The organism is Streptomyces drozdowiczii (assembly GCF_026167665.1).
GTDB lineage: Bacteria > Actinomycetota > Actinomycetes > Streptomycetales > Streptomycetaceae > Streptomyces > Streptomyces drozdowiczii_A.
In genome coordinates this window covers 4,868,079-4,881,708 of the sequence record NZ_CP098740.1, presented here as the reverse complement: position 1 = coordinate 4,881,708, position 13,630 = coordinate 4,868,079, and the positions used below count along the sequence as shown (strand labels likewise).

14 protein-coding genes are annotated in these 13,630 nt (G+C 72.9%); 9 read left to right on the top strand and 5 right to left on the bottom strand.

Going from position 1 to position 13,630, the window contains the following annotated elements; genetic code table 11:
• Window positions 1-99 precede the first annotated feature (99 nt).
• The 5 genes from NEH16_RS22170 to NEH16_RS22150 all read left to right on the top strand — a co-directional run bounded on the left by NEH16_RS22170 (window position 100) and on the right by NEH16_RS22150 (window position 5,501).
• Window positions 100-1,311 (top strand): alpha/beta hydrolase, encoded by a 1,212-nt coding sequence (locus NEH16_RS22170; protein ID WP_265544524.1) that lies wholly within the window; start codon window positions 100-102, stop codon window positions 1,309-1,311.
• A gap of 87 nt (window positions 1,312-1,398) precedes the next feature.
• Window positions 1,399-2,337, top strand: coding sequence for a DUF4429 domain-containing protein (locus NEH16_RS22165; RefSeq protein WP_265544523.1), 939 nt, complete (start codon window positions 1,399-1,401; stop codon window positions 2,335-2,337).
• A gap of 23 nt (window positions 2,338-2,360) precedes the next feature.
• Window positions 2,361-3,590, top strand: a complete 1,230-nt coding sequence (locus tag NEH16_RS22160) for a sensor histidine kinase (RefSeq protein ID WP_265544522.1) — start codon at window positions 2,361-2,363, stop codon at window positions 3,588-3,590.
• Between the two features lie 13 nt (window positions 3,591-3,603).
• A complete protein-coding gene (locus NEH16_RS22155) occupies window positions 3,604-4,287 on the top strand; it encodes a response regulator (RefSeq protein ID WP_265544521.1) in 684 nt (227 codons plus the stop codon).
• 161 nt (window positions 4,288-4,448) lie between these two features.
• Entirely contained in the window at window positions 4,449-5,501 is a 1,053-nt protein-coding gene (locus NEH16_RS22150) for an alpha/beta hydrolase (protein WP_265544520.1), read from the top strand.
• A 15-nt stretch (window positions 5,502-5,516) separates the two neighbouring features.
• On the opposite strand, the gene NEH16_RS22145 is transcribed toward NEH16_RS22150, so the two are convergent.
• From NEH16_RS22145 to NEH16_RS22135, 3 genes are read right to left on the bottom strand one after another with little or no spacing between them, the layout of a single operon-like run.
• The gene (locus tag NEH16_RS22145; protein WP_073965324.1) at window positions 5,517-5,963 is read right to left on the bottom strand and encodes a VOC family protein; all 447 of its coding nucleotides are present in this window, start codon (window positions 5,961-5,963) and stop codon (window positions 5,517-5,519) included.
• 47 nt (window positions 5,964-6,010) lie between these two features.
• Complete coding sequence (locus NEH16_RS22140) at window positions 6,011-7,027, bottom strand: aldo/keto reductase (protein WP_265544519.1); 1,017 nt, start codon at window positions 7,025-7,027, stop codon at window positions 6,011-6,013.
• Window positions 7,024-7,488 (bottom strand): MerR family transcriptional regulator, encoded by a 465-nt coding sequence (locus NEH16_RS22135; RefSeq protein ID WP_265544517.1) that lies wholly within the window; start codon window positions 7,486-7,488, stop codon window positions 7,024-7,026. Before NEH16_RS22135 ends, NEH16_RS22140 begins: the two co-directional genes overlap by 4 nt.
• Window positions 7,489-7,579: 91 nt before the next feature.
• Between NEH16_RS22135 and NEH16_RS22130 the strand changes: the two genes are divergently transcribed.
• Window positions 7,580-8,395 (top strand): serine hydrolase domain-containing protein, encoded by an 816-nt coding sequence (locus NEH16_RS22130; RefSeq protein ID WP_265544516.1) that lies wholly within the window; start codon window positions 7,580-7,582, stop codon window positions 8,393-8,395.
• Window position 8,396: 1 nt separating this feature from the next.
• Here NEH16_RS22130 and NEH16_RS22125 read toward each other — a convergent pair whose 3' ends face one another.
• On the bottom strand, window positions 8,397-10,466 hold the full coding sequence (locus NEH16_RS22125; protein ID WP_265544514.1) for an alkaline phosphatase family protein: 2,070 nt from the start codon (window positions 10,464-10,466) through the stop codon (window positions 8,397-8,399).
• A gap of 250 nt (window positions 10,467-10,716) precedes the next feature.
• On the opposite strand from NEH16_RS22125, the gene NEH16_RS22120 reads away from it, so the two are divergent.
• On the top strand, window positions 10,717-11,298 hold the full coding sequence (locus NEH16_RS22120; protein WP_265544512.1) for a GNAT family N-acetyltransferase: 582 nt from the start codon (window positions 10,717-10,719) through the stop codon (window positions 11,296-11,298).
• A 104-nt stretch (window positions 11,299-11,402) separates the two neighbouring features.
• A complete protein-coding gene (locus NEH16_RS22115) occupies window positions 11,403-11,582 on the top strand; it encodes a hypothetical protein (RefSeq protein ID WP_073965318.1) in 180 nt (59 codons plus the stop codon).
• A gap of 27 nt (window positions 11,583-11,609) precedes the next feature.
• Here NEH16_RS22115 and NEH16_RS22110 read toward each other — a convergent pair whose 3' ends face one another.
• Window positions 11,610-12,266 (bottom strand): pirin family protein, encoded by a 657-nt coding sequence (locus NEH16_RS22110; RefSeq protein ID WP_265544510.1) that lies wholly within the window; start codon window positions 12,264-12,266, stop codon window positions 11,610-11,612.
• Window positions 12,267-12,355: 89 nt separating this feature from the next.
• Here NEH16_RS22110 and NEH16_RS22105 point away from each other — a divergent pair, with 89 nt between their 5' ends.
• Window positions 12,356-13,555 carry a PucR family transcriptional regulator gene (locus tag NEH16_RS22105; protein ID WP_026171552.1) on the top strand — a complete coding sequence of 400 codons (1,200 nt, stop codon included), beginning with the start codon at window positions 12,356-12,358 and terminating at the stop codon, window positions 13,553-13,555.
• Window positions 13,556-13,630 lie beyond the last annotated feature (75 nt).

Genomic DNA, 13,630 nt, shown 5'->3' with positions numbered 1-13,630 from the left:
ACGCAGGGTGAGGCAATCACCGTGTCCTTCCGCACAGTCGGGTGATGTACGTCACCCTGCTCCCGAACCGGCTCCACCCGTCTCCTAGGGTGGTCCGGAGTGACTTCCTTCGACTCCTCCCCCACGCTCACCGCCTGGCGCGCCCTGCTCGCCGTCGCGGTCGTCTTCGTGATGCTCGCGACGACCGGCTGGACCGCCGTGCACCACCAGCGCTCCGGCGACTCCCGCGCGCTCGCGCTGGCCGCCTGGGCCAAGGGGTCGATAGCGGGACAGCCGCTGCCGGACGCCGACACCCCGCCGTACAAGCTGGCGCACTTCTTCGCCACGCTGACACCGGCGCAGCGCGCACACCTCGCCGACCGGTACCCACTCGTCGTGGGGAACCTCAACGGCGCCCCGGTCACCACTCGTTACCGCGCGAACCGGCGGGCGATCGGGCAGGCGAGCGCGGTCGAGCGCAAACGCGTCCACGACACCAGACTCTCCGCGTCCGGCCGCGCCGAGGCCCAGCACCGCCTGGACCGGTTCCGGTCGATGCTCGCCCGGGACCGCCACTTCCTGGCCTTCGACCCGTCGGGGCGCGGGCTCGCCGCCGAGGTCTTCGGCGACCTGGACCGGGCGCGGCGCATCTCGCTCGTCGTGCCCGGCGTCGACACGAATCTGCTGACCCTGGAACGCACCGGGCCCAAGACCAACGCCGCGCCCGTCGGCATGGCCAAGTCGCTGTACGCCGCCGAGCGCGCCGCGAGCCCCGGGGTGCGCACCGCCGTCATCGCCTGGGCCGACTACACCACGCCCGTCGGCATCGGCATGGACGCCGCCCTGGGCAACCTCGCCGAGCGCGGGGCGGTCCGGCTCGACGCGCTCGTCCGGGCCCTCCCGGGACCGGCGCCCGTCTCGCTGTTCTGCCACAGCTACGGCTCCGTCCTGTGCGGGGTCGCCGCGGACACTCTGCCCCGCCGGGTCGAGGACATCGCGGTGGCCGGCAGCCCCGGGATGCGGGCGGACAACGCCGGTCAGCTGCACACCCGGGCGCGCGTGTGGGCGATGCGGGACAGCGGCGACTGGATCGCGGACGTGCCGAACCTGGAGTTCGGGGGCCTCGGGCACGGCGCGGACCCGGTGGACCACGGCTTCGGGGCCCGGGTCGTCTCGGCGGACGGCGCGGTCGGTCACAGCGGCTACTTCGAACCGGGCACCGAGAGCCTGGACAACTTCGCCGCGATCGGAGTTGGCGCATACGCATCGGTGAGCTGCGCACCGGCCGACAGCACCTGCAACGACGGGGTGTACGCCGACTCGACAGCCTGACGCGCGTAGAGACACCGCCTCCGGCCTCCGGAAGCGGTCGACTCCGAGAGGGGACGGGGCGGGCAAGTGCCGCATACGATGAGGCGCATGGGTGATGTGCTGGCCGGAATTCATGCCACCTGGGAGTTCGACGCCGACTCCGTGCTCATCCGCTACGAACGGGGTATCCGCACGCCGAGACTCCTCCAGAGCCTCCGTGAGCGCCGCGTCCCGCACGCGGCACTGTCGTCGGTGACGCTGACCCCGGGCAGGCGGGGCACGGTGGTGCTGCGTGCCGTCCCGCGCCCCGGGGCCGACCCGCTCCTCGAAGCCGCCGCCGGGCAGCTCAAGGACGGCTGCGACCCGTACCGGCTGGTGCTCCCCGCCGCCCGCGAGACCCTCGCCGAGTACTACGCGGACGAGCTGCGGGCGTGTATCGGCGCGGACGCGGGCGAGCCCGCCGACCGTTTCCTGGTCGCGGCCCCCGAGGCCCCGATGCAGTTCAAGGCGTACGACGGGCGGGCCGGCTTCGACGGTGAGCGGATCTCCTTCCGCTGGTTCTGGACGGGCGCCTCCTCGGAGAAGTGGAAGGCCGGCGACCAGACGTTCCCGGTCACGGATCTGTGCGGGGTCGAGTGGCGCTCGCCGGAGGGCCTGGAGGGCTATCTGCGGCTGCTGCCCAAGGGCGCGGACGCCGTGGGCCACGCCTCCGGAGGGCTCGCCGGTCCCGCGACGGGCGGGACGGCCACGGGCGTGCAGCCGGTGATACCCCGGCCCGCCCGGGCCGACCAGGACCCCGCGGCGGTGATCTTCGGGCTCGGCTACGGCCCGGTCCACGAGTCGCTGCCCTTCGCGGCGGCCGTCCTCGAATCCGTACGCAGGAAGCAGTCCGCGCCCCCGGCGGCCGCTTCCCTCACCGCCGCGGCCCGGCGCGATCCGGCGGACATCGCGGAGCGCATCCACCACCTCGGGGAGCTGCACCGGGCGGGCCTGGTGACCGACGAGGAGTTCAGCGCCAAGAAGGCGCAGCTCCTGGCCGAGCTGTAACCGGCGCCCGGCAGCCGCCCGAGATGAGCGAGCCGATACCCGCTTCCGCCCCCGCGCACACCACCGGTTCGCGGCGTTGGACGAGATTCCTCCCGCAGACCGCCGCCGTCCTGCTGACGGCGCTCTTCCTCCCCGTCACCCTGGCCAATCTCCTCGATCAGTACGGGCTCGGCGGTGCGGCCGCCACCACGCTCGCCGTCACCCAGACCGGGCCCCTGCTGCTGATCGCGCACCGGCCGCTGTGGGCCTGGTGGATCGTCTTCCCGGCGGACATCGCGGGCGCGCTGGTGCTGCTGGGGCAGCCGGCCCGCGAGTACGACGTGTGGCCGTGGCCGCCCGCACCGCTCATCGCCTGTCTCTTCCTGCTCCTCGCGCTGGCCCTGCGCAGGTCCCGGCGGGTGCTCGTCGCGGTCTGGCTGGCGACCGGGGCGGCGAGTCTCATCCTGCACCTGGTCCGCGCGGACCGCAGCAACGGCTCCGCGCTGCTGCTGCCCCTGTTTGCGGCCGTGGTGCTGGTGATCGGCGCGGCCGTACGGGAACGGCGCGTCGCGCAGCGCCGGCTCGCCGAGCAGGAGACCGTCAGCGAGGCGGAGCGCGCCCGGCGGACACTGCTGGAGGAGCGGGCACGGATCGCCCGGGAGCTGCACGACGTGGTCGCCCACCACATGTCCGTAATCACCGTCCAGGCGGACTCCGCGCCCTACCGGCTCGCCGAGCTGTCGGACGAGGCGCGCGAGGAGTTCGGGACGATCGCGGCGAGCGCGCGGGAGTCGCTGGCCGAGATGCGGCGGCTGCTGGTGGTGCTGCGCGGTGACGGCGTGGAGGGCGAGCGGGCCCCGCAGCCGGGGATCGACCGCTTGCAGCAGCTGGTGGAGGCGACGGTACGCGCGGGGCTTCCCGCCGAACTGTCGCTGGCCGCCGACGTGGGTGACGTACCGCCGGCCGTTGACTTGTCTGCGTACCGGATCGTTCAAGAGGCGCTGGCGAACGTGGTCCGGCACGCGCCGGGGGCACGGACGCGGGTCTCGGTCACCTCGGACGGCGGGCAGTTGACGGTGCTCGTCGTCAACGGACCGCCGGAGCAGCCGGTTTCGCCGCTGGAGTCGGCGGGAACGGGCCACGGTCTGGTCGGGATGCGGGAGCGCGTACGGTTGACGGGCGGCTCACTGGACGCCGGGCCGCTGCCGGACGGGGGGTTCCGGGTCGCCGCGCGGCTGCCGCTGTCCCCGGCCGGGCCCGATGACGCCCCCTGAGTCCGGAGGAACCGTGCCCATCCGTGTGATCATCGTCGACGACCAGGCCATGGTGCGGGCGGGTTTCGCGGCCCTGCTGGCGGCGCAGGCGGACATCGACGTGGTCGGTGAGGCGCCGGACGGGCGCCAGGGCGTCGAGGTCAGCCGCCGGGTCCACCCGGACGTGGTCCTGATGGACGTCCGGATGCCCGAGATGGACGGCCTCGCGGCGGCGCGCGAGCTGCTGGAACCGCCACCGGGCGTGGTCCATGTGCCCAGGGTGCTGATGCTGACCACGTTCGACGTGGACGACTACGTGTACGAGGCGCTGCGGGCCGGGGCGTCCGGCTTCCTGCTGAAGGACGCGCCGCCGGCCGATCTGATCGCGGCGGTCCGGGTGGTGGCGGCGGGCGACGCGCTGCTCGCGCCGTCCGTGACGCGCCGGCTGATCGCCGACTTCGCGAAGCAGGGGCCCTCGGCGACGGCCCGGGGCGGCGCAGCGCTGCGGCTCAACGGGCTGACGCCGCGCGAGACGGAGGTCCTGGAGCTGATCGCGCGCGGCCTGTCGAACCAGGAGATCGCCGGGAAGCTGGTGCTCGCCGAGCAGACGGTGAAGACGCACATCGGGCGCGTCCTGGCCAAGCTGTCCCTGCGCGACCGGGCGCAGGCCGTGATCTTCGCGTACGAGGCGGGGCTCGTCGTCCCCGGCTCCGCCTGACACACCCGGCACAGCACCCGCCACACCCCCTACCCGGGTATCACAGGGCAGTTGGCTCCCCGGTGTGACGCCCGTGCGCCCACCGCGTTCCTACCTTCCTCCCGTCGCGCCGAACGGCGTGCGGGGACCGGCCGGTTCGGCCGAGAGGGAGGGCGGGGCGGATGCGGCGTTACGCGAGGACCCTGGTCGCGGCCGCGCTGGCGGTCACCGTGGTGTCGGGGACGGCGGGCTGGGTGGTGGGCAACGCCCAGCAGGCGGTCACGGGCCCGCCGCCGGGCACGGCCTCCTGGCGGGCCGACCACACGCTGGGCCGCGAACTGCCCGATCCGGAGCGGGATTCGCCCGCCGAGGCGGCCCGGTTCTTCGCGGAGCTGAGCGGGGCACAGCAACAGGCCCTGGCAGCACGGCACCCGCTCGTCGTCGGCAACCTCGACGGCGCCCCGGTCGAACTGCGCTACCGCGCCAACGCCCTTGCCCTGAAGACCTCGCACGACCCCCGCTACGCCCACCTCGCCGATGACCCGGCCCGCCGCTTCCTGGCGTTCGACCCGCGCGGCCGGGGCCAGGTCGCGGAGGTCTTCGGCGACCTGGCGGCGGCCCGCCGGGTCGCCGTGGTGGTGCCCGGGTCCGACATCGACGCCGGCACCTTCGACCGTACGACCGATGTGTACGGCACCCCGGCCGGCATGGCGCGGTCGCTGTACGCCCGTACGGGTCCGGGCACCGCCGTGATCGCCTGGGCCGGGTACACCACCCCGGTGGGCCTCGGGCTCGACGCGGCGCGGGGGACGCTGGCGGAGGCCGGTGCCGCGCGGCTGACCCGGTTCACGGAGGGGCTGGAGGCGGCCGGGGTGCCCGTCACCGCGGTGTTCTGCCACAGCTACGGCTCGGTCGTCTGCGGCCTGGCCGCGCACCGGCTGCGCGTCGCCGACCTGGTGGTCCTGGGCTCGCCCGGGATGCGCGCGGACAGCGTGGCCGGGCTGCGCACCGGGGCGCGGGTGTGGGCCGCGAAGGACCCCGGCGACTGGATCGGCAAGGTCCCGCACGTCGAGTTCGCCGGGCTCGGCCACGGCGCGGACCCCGCGTCGCCGGGGTTCGGCGCCCGCCGGGTGCCCGCCGGCGACGCGGACGGGCACACCGGCTACTTCGCGCCGGGGACCCGGTCGCTCAGCGCCTTCGCGGCGATCGCCGAAGGCGCGTACGCCCGGGGCTGATCCGGAGCAACGCCGCTAGCTCTTCCCGCCCAGCTCCTCCGCCAGCCCGACGATCACGCCGTCCGGGCCGCGCAGGTAGCAGAGCAGGTAGGTGTCCTCGAAGCGGGCGATGGAGCCGACGAGTTCGCCGCCGAGCGGGCGCAGCCGGGCGACGGTGTCCTCGACGTCGTCCACGGCGAACATGACGCGGTGCGTGCCGAGCACGTTGTGCGGCCGGTCGCGCGGGGCATCGATCAGCGCGGGGCTGAGGTACTTCGCCAGCTCCAGGCGGCTGTGCCCGTCCGGGGTCCGGAGCATGGCGATCTCGCAGTGGGTGCCTTCGAGGCCGGTGCACTGTTCCGCGAAACCGCCCTGGACCTCGCCCTTGCCCTCCAGCTCCATGCCGAGTTCCCGGAAGAACGCGATGGCCGCGTCCAGGTCCTCGACCACGATGCCGACGTTGTCCATCCGCTGGATCGCCATGCCGGTTCCTCCTCGCTCGGTTCCCTCGTACGGACGCTACCCGGGCGCTACTCCCGTGCGAGGGAGGTCAGGCTCATGTCCTGGTAGCGGTCGCCCGCGACCTGCCCGGCGATCGGTTCGAGGAGGGCCAGTTCGTCGTCGGTGAGCGTGAGGCGGGTCGCGCCGACGTTCTCCAGGAGGCGGTGGCTCTTGCGGGTGCCCGGGATCGGGACGACGGTAATGCCGTGGACCCGGGCGCGCTGCTGGACCCAGGCGAGCGCGACCTGCCCGGCGGTCGCCCCGTGCGCGGCGGCGATCTTGTGGACGGGCTCCAGGAGCGCCGCGTTGGCCTTGGCGTTCTCGCCGGTCATGCGGGGCTGCGAGGCGCGGAAGTCGCCCGCGGCCAGCTCCTTGCCGGCGTCCGCGAAGGACCCGGTGAGGAAGCCCCGGCCGAGCGGCGAGTACGGCACGACCGTGACGCCCAGCTCGGCTGCCGCGGCCACCGCGCTGCGCTCCACGTCCCGGCTGAAGAGGGACCACTCGGACTGGAGGGCGGCGATCGGGTGCACGGCGTGGGCCTCGCGCAGTTCGGCGCCGGTGACCTCGCTGAGCCCGAGCTGCTTGACCTTGCCCTCCCGGACCAGCTCGGCCATGGCGCCGACGGACTCCGCGAACGGGACGGCGGTGTCGTGGCGGTGCATGTAGTACAGGTCGATGACGTCGGTGTTCAGACGGCGCAGGCTCGCCTCGACGGCCTTGCGGATATAGGCGGGGCTGTTGTTGACGCCCCGGTAGTCGGGGTCGTCCTCGCGCCGCTCGATGCCGAACTTGGTGGCGAGGGTGATCTCGTCGCGGTGCGCCCCGACGAACGGCGCGAGGAAGGTCTCGTTGGCGCCGCTGCCGTAGATGTCGGCGGTGTCGAAGAGGGTGACGCCCGCCGCCAGCGCCGTTTCCAGCGTCTCGCGGGCCGAAGCCTCGTCGGTGTCCCCGTAGAACTCGCTGATGCCCATGCAGCCGAGGCCCTGGACCCCGACGCGGGGGCCTCCCCGGCCGAGTTCGACGGTGGCGATCTTGTTGTCGGTCATGAGGCACTGGGCCCTTCCGGCGCCCGGCGGGCGCCCGCGTAGAAGTCGATCTTGTAGTCCAGTACGGCCAGGGTGTCCTGGAGCTCCGCGATCCGCGTCTTCACGTCGCGGCGGGTCGCCTCCAGCAGTTCCTGCCGTTCCTCGAAGGTGTGGTCGCCCTCGCGTATGAGCTCGGCGTACCGGACCATGTGGGCGACCGGCATCCCGGTCAGCCGCAGCTTGGTGACGAAGGCGAGCCAGTCGAGGTCCCGGTTGCTGAAGCGGCGCTGGCCGGTGTGCGACCGGTCGACGTGCGGCATGAGCCCGATCCGCTCGTACCAGCGCAGGGTGTGGGCGGTCAGGCCGGTGAACGCGGCGACCTCGCTGATCGTGTAGCGGTCCTGCCCGTCGGGGCGCGGGTGCGGCGACGGGGCGGTGGCGCAGAGGTCGGTCCGGCTCGTGGTGGTCTCCGTCACGGTCATGCCTCCACGCTAAGACCTTGGAGTGCACTCGAAGCAAGCGTGACCGGGTGCGGTTTCCGACAGCTGGGACCTGGAATCTACTCTCGTACGCATGCAGAGCCTGGCGATGATCGAGAACTGGCCCGTCCCCACCGCCGCGGCGGCCGTCGTACGAGCGGACGGCACGGTCGCCGGTACGCACGGTCCGACCGCGCACCGCTTCCCGCTCGCCTCCGTCACCAAACCGCTCGCGGCGTACGCGGCGCTGGTGGCGTACGAGGAGGGCGCCGTGGAGCTGGACGAACCGGCGGGCCCCGAGGGCTCGACCGTGCGCCACCTCCTCGCCCACACCAGCGGCCTCGCGTTCGACGAGCACCGGGTGATGGCCCCGCCCGGCAACCGGCGCCTCTACTCCAACGCGGGCTTCGAGGTGCTGGGCGACCACATCGCGAAGGCCACCGAGATCCCGTTCGCGGAGTACGTCCGACAGGCGGTCCTGGAACCGCTCGGGATGACCGCGACCACCCTGGACGGCTCCCCCGCCAAGGACGGCGTCTCCACGGTGGACGACCTCGCGCGCTTCGCCGCCGAGGTGCAGGCCCCCCGCCTCCTCGACCCGCGCACGGTCGCCGCCGCGCAGACCGTGGTCCACCCGGGCCTGAAGGGCGTCCTTCCCGGCTACGGCCACCAGAACCCCAACGACTGGGGCCTCGGCTTCGAGATCCGCGACTCCAAGTCCCCGCACTGGACGGGCGCCGCCTCCTCCCCCGCGACCTTCGGCCACTTCGGGCAGTCGGGCACCTTCCTCTGGGTCGACCCGGCGGCGGGCGCGGCCTGCGTCGCGCTCACCGACCGGGCCTTCGGCCCGTGGGCGGTCGAGGTGTGGCCGGCGTTCACCGACGCGGTGCTGGCGGAACTGGCCGGGTGACTCAGACCGTCGCGACCCGGCCCGCGTACCGCTGGGTCCAGCCCGTGCCGGTGTCCGCGGTGAGAACCACGTCGTAGTAGCCGTGCTCGGTGGGCCAGTCCACGACCGCGGAGTGGCCGCCGGGGACGGTGACCTTGCGGGTGCCGCCCGCGTAGTCGTTGGCCTCCAGGGTGTAGCGGACCGGGTGGCGGCCGTCGTTGTGCAGTGCCAGGCGGACCACCGGGCGCCATCCCCGGACCAGCCGCGGCTCGACGCGGGGCAGGCCGATGTGGCGGGTGTCCGCGTCCTCGGGGAGCAGCTGCCCGGCGAAGGAGCGCAGGAACCCGTCGGGGCCGTACACCGAGAAGGCGTATCCGCCGTCGGTGGCGGTGGTGTCCCAGGTGTACGAGCGCGGGGCCGCCGCGCTCACCGTGTGCGGGATGTTCTCGAACGGGAGGTACCGGTCGGGGAAGACCTGGAGGCTCACCGCCTTGCCCTCCGGACCGCCGGTGAGCGTCATGGCGGCGGTGACCGTGCCGGCGGCCCGGTCCTCGGTGAGCACGGCGTGCGTGTGGAAGGAGAGGCCGCGCGGCTCCATCCGGTCGCGGGGCGGCCTCGGCGGGGTGCCGGTGACCGGGTCCGCGATGACGACGGGGCCGGGGCGCGGGTGCGCGAAGTCGATCGCGCTGGTCAGGTCGCCGGCGATGGAGCGGCGCCACGGGGTGATGTTCGGGCAGGTGAACGGCTTGCCCAGGTGCGCGGCCCAGGTCTCCAGGAACTTCACGGTCGAGGTGTGGTCGAAGACCTCCGAGGCGACGTAGCCGCCGCGCGTCCACGGGGAGACCAGCAGCATCGGGACGCGGGGCCCGAAGCCGTACGGGGTGGTGCCGGAGAACTCGCCGGGGGTGCCGGCCTCCGGGCGGGGCGGCAGGACGTGGTCGAACTTCCCGTCGTTCTCGTCGTACGTGATGATCACCAGGGTGTGGTTCCAGATGTCCTCGTTGCTCTGGAGGGTCTTCAGTACCTTGTTCATGTACCGCTCGCCGTGCACCGTGTCGAAGCCCGGGTGCTCGCTCCAGGCGGCGGGCATGACGACCCAGGACACCTCGGGCAGCGGGTGCTCGGCGCCCGGCTCGCAGGCGGCGATCAGGTCGCGCAGGACGGCGTCGAGATTGGCGTCGGAGTCGTCGTTGGGCGTGGTGGCGCCCGCGTAGACGAAGGAGTTGGCCTTCCAGATCCGGCCGGTGCCCGGTTCGAGTTCGGCCGGGTCGGCGGTGCGGGGGTCGAAGGCGGCGAAGCTGTTGGTGACGTTGCAGCCGTACTCGCCGACGTATCCGCTCTGGAGGCTGCCGCCGACGCCGTTGCCGCTGTTGTCGGAGTAGACCCGCCAGTCGATGCCCGCCTGCTGGAGCTGTTCGGGGACGGTGGTCCAGCGGCGGGTGTAGTCGTTCTGGCCCGCGTTGGTCGTCTCGCCGCCCGCCGCGCCGCTCATCAGGTAGTAGCGGTTGGGGATGGTGGGCCCGTGCAGCGAGCAGAAGTTCATGTCGCAGACGGTGTACTGCGAGGCGAGCGAGTACATCCAGGGCATGTAGTCGGGCGTGTAGTACCACATGCAGTGGTCGCCCTTGTCCCGCACCCAGGTGTCCCAGCGCCCGCCGTTGGCACCGTAGAAGTTGTGCTTGTCGCTCCAGGTGGCGGTCGAGACGGCGGGCGTCACGATGGTGCCGGTGGCGTCGCGCTGCTGGAAGACGTTCGTGCCGTCCTGGAATCTCAGGATCTGCTTGTCGCCGTGGCCGCGTACCCCCTTCAGCTGGCCGAGGTAGTGGTCGAAGGAACGGTTTTCCTGCATCAGGATCACCACATGCTTCAGGTCGGAGATATCGCCCTTGAAGCCTTTGGGCAGGCGGTATTCGGCCGCCTCGGCCCGGGCCCCGCCGACCGCCTCGGCCACCGGCCCCGCGGCGAGTGCGCCGAGGGACACGGCGGCCGTCTGAAGCATCCGGCGGCGGCTGATGCGCATCTCATTCGTGAGCTCGCCGGTGTCGTCGGCATCGGTGTCCGGGCAGGGGTTCTCGCTGATCTGAAGGGTCATCGGGGCACCTCTGGGGGAGAGTGGTTCACAAGGGGGAAGGGACGGCTGCGCGCCTGCGAAAACTAGGCCGCCGGTGCGAACGGCGGGCGAACCGTGGACGTATTCCTGAGGCACCGGCAGATTTACATGGCCCCGACAGGTAGTCGAGATCCCGCACGGCGATAGCCGAAAGTCGTGCCCCATTGGCCGGTCGGCCGGTCTTGCCGGAACGCTGGCCGACGGTCCCGGACCGCCGCTACGCTCCCCGGCCATGACCGACGACATAGTCCGCGCCACCGCGTCCGACGTCCCCGCGCTCGCGTGCGTCCTGGCCAGCGCGTACGCCGAGGACCCGGTCTGGTCCTGGCTGATGCCCCGGGACCGGGACCGGCGGCTGCGGCTGCTGTTCACCGCGCACCTGGCGCAGCAGGTCCCGGCGGGCCGGGTGTGGACGGACCGGGACCGCACGGTGGCGGCGGTCTGGGCGGAGCCCGGCGCGTGGAAGCTCCCGGTGGCCTACCTGCTGCGCAACGCGGGCACGCTGCTACGGGCGAGCCGTACGCAACTCCCGCGCACCGCCGGGCGGTTGCTGGCCCTGGAGCACCGGCACCCGGCCCGTCCCGCGCACTGGTACGTCGAGTACATCGGCACCCGCGCCGACGCACGCGGTACCGGGCGCGGTTCGGTGGTCCTCGGCGGCCTGCTGGAACGGGCGGACGCGGACGGGCGCCCGGTCTTCCTGGAGTCGAGCAACAGCCGCAACCTCACGTTCTACCGCCGCCACGGCTTCGAGGTCCGCGAGGAGATGACGTTCCGGTCGGGGCCGCCGATGTGGTCGATGTGGCGGCGGTAGACCGCCCGTAGAGAAGAATCTCCGTCACCCATCGTGTTTACGGGCCCGATTTCCGGTTACGACAAGTAGTGACAGACCATCAGTACCGGACGAAAGGCAGGAACATGAACGTCGTCATCGTGCTGATCCTCGTCGCGGTCCTCGCCCCGCTCGCCTTCGTGGCCCTGGCCCCGAAGGTACCCGCGCGGCGCAACGCGTTCCCCGGCCGGAGCCGTCGGCGTCCGGCGCCCACGCGGCTGAGCGAGATCCCGCGGCAGCAGGTACCCCGGCACCACGCCCGCTGACGCCCGGCCGTCGGCCGGGGCGCCCGGTCAGTGACCCAGCTCCCAGACCAGCGCCTCGGCCGCGTCCGCCGCGACCAGTTCGAGCCCCGTCTCCCCGGTGACGCGGGCCGCGTCGCCCGCCCCCAGCTCCTCGGCGCCGATGCGTATCGTGCCGCGCACCGCGTGCACGTACACCCGGGGGGCGTCGGGGACCGCCGCGCGCTCGCCCTCCGCGAGGCGGCGCACATGCAGCATGGCGCCCGCCTCGGGGAGGGCGTACGGGGTGGAGTCGGCGATGCCCGGGACGGTCGTGTACGAGGGCTCGCCGCCGGGTTCCAGGGGCGCGAGCCACATCTGAAGGAACGTCAGCGGGCTTTCGCCGTCGTTGCGTTCGATGTGGCGGACGCCGGAGGCGGCGCTGAGGTGCTGGACGTCGCCGGCCCGGACGACCGTGGCGTGGCCGGCCGAGTCGCGGTGCGTCAGCTCGCCCTCGACGACCCAGGTGACGATCTCCGTATGGCTGTGCGGGTGCTCCTCGAAGCCCGCGCCGGGCGCGAGGCGCTCCTCGTTGCAGGCCAGGATCGGGCCGAACCGGAGGTTGTCGGGGTCGTAGAAGGCGCCGAAGGAGAACGCGTGCCGGGACGCGATGCCGGCCGCCGCGTCCCCGCCCTCGAACCGGTCGCCCGCGCGGTGTACGGAAATCACCCGTCCACGGTAGCCCGCCGGCCCCCGGACCCGGCCGCCACCGGCCCCGGCCATCCGGGGGCGCGTCCGGATAAGGCAGTCTTGTCTCCGTGCCCCGACCCGATCCTGAGCAGCCCGCTGCGAACGACGCCCATCTCCATGCCGCGACCCTGAAGCGGCTCGAGCAGTCCTCCGGCCGGCTGGCCGCGAACGCGATCGCCCGCATGGACGAGTCGCTGCCGTGGTACCGGGCGATGCCCCCGGAGAACCGGTCCTGGATCGGCCTGGTCGCCCAGGCCGGTATCGCCGCGTTCACCGAGTGGTTCCGGCATCCGGAGACCCCGCAGGCGATCTCGACCGACGTCTTCGGGACCGCCCCGCGCGAGCTGACCCGGGCGATCACGCTGCGGCAGACCGTCGAGATGGTGCGGACCACGATCGAGGTCATGGAGGCCGCGATCGACGAGGTCGCCGCGCCCGGCGACGAATCGGTGCTCCGGGAGGCGCTGCTCGTCTACGCCCGCGAGATCGCGTTCGCGACCGCCCAGGTGTACGCGCAGGCGGCCGAGGCCCGGGGTGCCTGGGACGCCCGCCTCGAATCGCTCGTGGTGAACGCGGTGCTGTCCGGCGAGGCCGACGAGGGCGCCGTCTCCCGGGCGGCCGCCCTCGGCTGGAACTCCCCCGAGCACGTCTGCGTACTGCTCGGCACCGCCCCGGACGGGGACAGCGAGCTGACCGTGGAGGCGATCCGGCGCGCCGCCCGGCACGCCAAGCTCCAGGTCCTCACGGGGGTGCTCGGCAACCGCCTGGTCGTCATCGCGGGCGGCAGCGACAACCCGCTCCAGGTCGCGAAGGCCCTGATCGGGCCGTACGCGGCGGGCCCGGTGGTGGCCGGCCCGGTGGTGGCGGACCTGCTGGCCGCGACCCGGTCCGCGCAGGCCGCGGCCGCCGGGCTGAAGGCGTGCGGGGCCTGGCAGGACGCGCCGAGGCCGGTGCTCGCGGACGACCTGCTGCCGGAGCGCGCGATGGCGGGTGACCCTGCCGCGCGCGAGCAATTGGTGGAGGAGATCTACAGACCGCTGGAAGAGGCGGGCTCCGCGCTCCTGGAGACGCTGAGTGTGTATCTGGAACAGGCGAGCAGCCTGGAGGGCGCGGCCAGGATGCTCTTCGTGCATCCCAACACCGTGCGCTACCGGCTTCGACGTGTGACAGACGTCACCGGCTGGTCACCTTCCGATGTGCGCTCGGCGTTCACTCTGCGAATCGCCCTGATCCTGGGGCGTCTGGCCGACCGGGATACGCAGTCCTAGACTTTTGTCGGACATCAACAATTCCCCCTACGGTTCTTCGTCCCTGTCCCCACGGGTGTTCCGGACCGTTCACAA

Coding starts and splice junctions, on each gene's coding strand:
- NEH16_RS22165 (WP_265544523.1), top strand. CDS start 1,399: ATGGGTGATGTGCTGGCCGGAATTCATGCCACCTGGGAGTTCGACGCC.
- NEH16_RS22160 (WP_265544522.1), top strand. CDS start 2,361: ATGAGCGAGCCGATACCCGCTTCCGCCCCCGCGCACACCACCGGTTCG.
- NEH16_RS22150 (WP_265544520.1), top strand. CDS start 4,449: ATGCGGCGTTACGCGAGGACCCTGGTCGCGGCCGCGCTGGCGGTCACC.
- NEH16_RS22145 (WP_073965324.1), bottom strand. CDS start 5,963: ATGGCGATCCAGCGGATGGACAACGTCGGCATCGTGGTCGAGGACCTG.
- NEH16_RS22140 (WP_265544519.1), bottom strand. CDS start 7,027: ATGACCGACAACAAGATCGCCACCGTCGAACTCGGCCGGGGAGGCCCC.
- NEH16_RS22135 (WP_265544517.1), bottom strand. CDS start 7,488: ATGACCGTGACGGAGACCACCACGAGCCGGACCGACCTCTGCGCCACC.
- NEH16_RS22130 (WP_265544516.1), top strand. CDS start 7,580: ATGCAGAGCCTGGCGATGATCGAGAACTGGCCCGTCCCCACCGCCGCG.
- NEH16_RS22125 (WP_265544514.1), bottom strand. CDS start 10,466: ATGACCCTTCAGATCAGCGAGAACCCCTGCCCGGACACCGATGCCGAC.
- NEH16_RS22120 (WP_265544512.1), top strand. CDS start 10,717: ATGACCGACGACATAGTCCGCGCCACCGCGTCCGACGTCCCCGCGCTC.
- NEH16_RS22115 (WP_073965318.1), top strand. CDS start 11,403: ATGAACGTCGTCATCGTGCTGATCCTCGTCGCGGTCCTCGCCCCGCTC.